At 39.7% G+C, this 3126-nt stretch carries 7 protein-coding genes; 5 read left to right on the top strand and 2 right to left on the bottom strand.

Features of this window, described 5'->3' with window-relative positions; genetic code table 11:
- Window positions 1-764: VENN motif pre-toxin domain-containing protein (locus J3U37_RS11955; protein WP_267375090.1), on the top strand; the 764-nt coding region annotated here is incomplete at its 5' end.
- Entirely contained in the window at window positions 751-999 is a 249-nt protein-coding gene (locus J3U37_RS11950) for a hypothetical protein (RefSeq protein WP_267375088.1), read from the top strand. The genes J3U37_RS11955 and J3U37_RS11950, both read left to right, overlap by 14 nt.
- Here the strand turns inward: J3U37_RS11950 and J3U37_RS12220 are convergent.
- The gene (locus J3U37_RS12220) at window positions 980-1240 is read right to left on the bottom strand and encodes a SymE family type I addiction module toxin (protein ID WP_416380015.1); all 261 of its coding nucleotides are present in this window, start codon (window positions 1238-1240) and stop codon (window positions 980-982) included. The genes J3U37_RS11950 and J3U37_RS12220 overlap by 20 nt on opposite strands.
- Before the next feature lie 152 nt (window positions 1241-1392).
- On the opposite strand from J3U37_RS12220, the gene J3U37_RS11945 reads away from it, so the two are divergent.
- Both J3U37_RS11945 and J3U37_RS11940 read left to right on the top strand, forming a co-directional pair.
- Window positions 1393-1677 carry an EndoU domain-containing protein gene (locus tag J3U37_RS11945; protein WP_324170105.1) on the top strand — a complete coding sequence of 95 codons (285 nt, stop codon included), beginning with the start codon at window positions 1393-1395 and terminating at the stop codon, window positions 1675-1677.
- A 23-nt stretch (window positions 1678-1700) separates the two neighbouring features.
- A complete protein-coding gene (locus J3U37_RS11940) occupies window positions 1701-1952 on the top strand; it encodes a MafI family immunity protein (protein ID WP_220218600.1) in 252 nt (83 codons plus the stop codon).
- 49 nt (window positions 1953-2001) lie between these two features.
- On the opposite strand, the gene J3U37_RS11935 is transcribed toward J3U37_RS11940, so the two are convergent.
- Window positions 2002-2235 (bottom strand): SymE family type I addiction module toxin, encoded by a 234-nt coding sequence (locus tag J3U37_RS11935; protein ID WP_220218599.1) that lies wholly within the window; start codon window positions 2233-2235, stop codon window positions 2002-2004.
- A gap of 110 nt (window positions 2236-2345) precedes the next feature.
- On the opposite strand from J3U37_RS11935, the gene J3U37_RS11930 reads away from it, so the two are divergent.
- On the top strand, window positions 2346-3126 hold a 781-nt coding region (locus J3U37_RS11930), incomplete at its 3' end, for a hemagglutinin repeat-containing protein (protein WP_267375086.1).

Genomic DNA, 3126 nt, shown 5'->3' with positions numbered 1-3126 from the left:
AAAACATCAGCGCCCTCGCCCAGCTGGCAGCCGGCCTGGCGATTGCCGCCGGTGGCGGTGATACCGGCGCTGCCGGTGCGGCGATGGCTGCCGGGAAGAATGCGGTTGAGAATAATTTTATGGCCTTGCAAGTAATGGATGAATTTGACCGTGATTATCGAGATGGTTTGTTACTATTTAAAGGTGATGAAAAAGCAGCAACAGATTATGCGAATGAAATGATTCGAGATAGAGCAATTGCAAGCGGTTTTGCAACAGGTATAATTGTAGGAGGTGCTGTTCTTCCTAATACTGCAATAATTGGTGGTTCACTGGGTGGCGCCATTAATGCAGGAATGCAATATACATTAAATCCAGATGGAAGTATTAATTGGACTGATGTAGGAATTGCATCAGGAGTTGGTGCTGTTACTGGTGGTGCAGGGACAGGGTTTTGGGGGACAGTTGGTTGGAATGCCGCAGGCGGTGCAACATCAAATTATTTAAAGGATGAAGATCCGTTAATTGGTGCTGCTGCTAGTGCAATAGGATCTGGTTTTGGTTATCTTGGCGGCAAGATGTTACAAGGTCCATTAGAGAAATTATTTAATCCAGTATCAAAGCAATATGAGTGGATTCCTATTGGAATTTGGACAATAACTAAGCCTGCACAACAAAGTTCAATTCCTGCTATTGTAGGAAGTGCAGCTGATTCTGCTGTAGGTGAAGTTATTAATCATGAAATTGACACTTACTTAAAGAATAAGCAAGATGAAAACAAATAGAAAATATTTAGCATTATTATTTTTGCTGATAATAGTCCCTGTTATTTTTGGTATTTGTTACATTTTAACTAAGTTAGTAGTATCAATGCTGATCTATTTTCTATATGGTGACTTTATATTTAATATAAAAGATTTTTACTTGGCTTTAAAAGTTGCTTTTTTTGGTATTCCAACAGGGGGAGTTATATGGTTCTTAGAATGTCGTCGTTTAGGGATTAAAATCTTTGGCAAATAATTAAGATCCCAGCGTAAAAACTGGGATTTTTTATATCTGCGATCTGCATCGCAAGTTGGACAATTAGCTTACCTTTTTTAGCCGTAATGGTGACAGGTTGCCCGCTTCCGAACCCAGATTTTTCTAACCAATTACCTTTAAGATGCAGCGCAGGGTGTTTGCTGTAGTGGATGTAAGCCTCTTTGGCTTTGGGTTTGTGGCGGACGCTGATGTAGCCGACAGTATAACGAAAGTAGTAAATTTGGTGAACATGTAGCGAAAGAGCAACAAATTAATGCTGGTAAGGGAACGAATGCAAAAATATCGCCTGAAAATCAGAAGTATGTCGATATTCTATCACCTGAAGCTAAGCAGCATATACTATATGGGGATGGACCAACAAGTGGCGGACACATGTACCCAGGAAATCCTGATAAAACCACATTTCCTAAGGATTGGTCTGCAGATAAAATTGTCCATGAAATAGGGGATATTGCGACATCGCCTAATACACAATGGTATGCACAGAGTGGAACTGGTGGTCTTTATACTAAAGCAGGAAATCCTGCAAGATGGGCTGCATACGAAATTAGAGATGGGGTACGTATTAGAGTTATTTATGAACCAGCAAATGGAAAAATAATAACTGCGTTTCCGGACAAGGCGCCAGTTCCTTCTCATTATAAACCAATTAAGTAAAAAGTTATAAAGGTTAAATAATTATGTTAGTTAACAATTGTATAAAAGAATTTGGTAATTCTTTAAAAGATAGGATAGATCCTGAGTTAATAGATTATGCTTTGGATTATATTAATCATTCCGAAAATGTTTTGGCTTTTGAAACATTGTGTGATCATATTGCAGATTTTGATGTGAAAATTAGTGAAGATGAATATAACAAAGTACTTCATATTGTTGATTTACTCGGTTTGGATTTAGATAATAGATTTTTATATATAAACCCCAATAAATAATTTCTTATTTCCCGCCTTAACAAGCTGGGGGATCTTTTATTATTTATTTTTAAACTTGCAAATCAAGTTCAACCACCAACTTGCCCTGTTCAATCTTAATGATAACAGGGCAGCCCACATAAAAGCCTATCTGCTCCAGCCACCTGCCTTTAATGGTCAGTTGTGATCTGGGGTTGGGCTTTGTGCCTTGCGGCACGTAGCCAATGGTATAAAACCGCTCAGTGAGTTGTGGTGCTGGTGCTTTGTCTGTGGTTGATTTTAGCGTTGAATGCACCTCACTCATAATAATTATCTCGTATAATTGTTGGGGTAAGTAGTGGTAGCAAGTTGTCGCCTGTTACTGCTACGTTACTTTTTTACCCGTCCTACCTAGCCTGTAATTTAATCTCCTTCTTGATTAAAAAGTCTTCTAAAAATATCTTAATCACAGTTTTATCTTCTTCCGATAACCTACTAAAAAATATTCAGTTATCCGGCAATAATGTCACCAATAGTGGCACGGTATTTGGTGAGCGGGTGGCAATCGATGCAAAAAATGATATTACCAATTACGGGAAGTTAGTCGGTGATAAGCTGGTCTATTTATCTGCCGATAATGATATCAATCTTCTGTCCAGTACCCGCACGCAAATCCGTGGTAATAATGTCACCACCAATATCGACCAGGCCAGTATCATTCAGGTGAATAATGGCAATATTGTTATCGATGCCGGGCATGATATTCATGCTAAAGCCGGCTGGATTATTAATAATGCCGATACAGGTAATACGTCGTTGCACGCCGGTCATGATATTCGCTTTACTGCCGCTGAGATTGAAGAGAAGTTAGATTTAGGTGGCGGCAAACATTATCGTAAAAGCCATGAACACAATGTCGTTGGCAGTGAAATCAGTGCCGCCAATAATGTGACGTTAAGTGCCGGGCATGATATTGATGCCAAAACGGTCGATATTGCTGCCGGTAAGCAATTAGGGCTTTATGCGGATAATGATATCGCTATCGGGACGTCGTCGGAGCGATTTGAGTTAGATGAGTTCCATAAGAGTTCGAGCAAAGGCTTTTTAAATAAAACGACCACCACTACGCAAACGCAAATCGATAATACCACCGAAAAAGGCAGTCAGCTCTATGGCGATAGTGTCACCATTGCCGCCGGGAATAATTTAAGTGTCA

It is taken from the genome of Gilliamella sp. B3172, assembly GCF_026536465.1.
Lineage (GTDB): Bacteria > Pseudomonadota > Gammaproteobacteria > Enterobacterales > Orbaceae > Gilliamella.
The sequence above is the reverse complement of the archived record's forward strand: the minus strand, read 5'-3'. Positions and strand labels throughout refer to the sequence as shown.

Coding starts and splice junctions, on each gene's coding strand:
- J3U37_RS11950 (WP_267375088.1), top strand. CDS start 751: ATGAAAACAAATAGAAAATATTTAGCATTATTATTTTTGCTGATAATA.
- J3U37_RS11945 (WP_324170105.1), top strand. CDS start 1,393: ATGTACCCAGGAAATCCTGATAAAACCACATTTCCTAAGGATTGGTCT.
- J3U37_RS11940 (WP_220218600.1), top strand. CDS start 1,701: ATGTTAGTTAACAATTGTATAAAAGAATTTGGTAATTCTTTAAAAGAT.
- J3U37_RS11935 (WP_220218599.1), bottom strand. CDS start 2,235: ATGAGTGAGGTGCATTCAACGCTAAAATCAACCACAGACAAAGCACCA.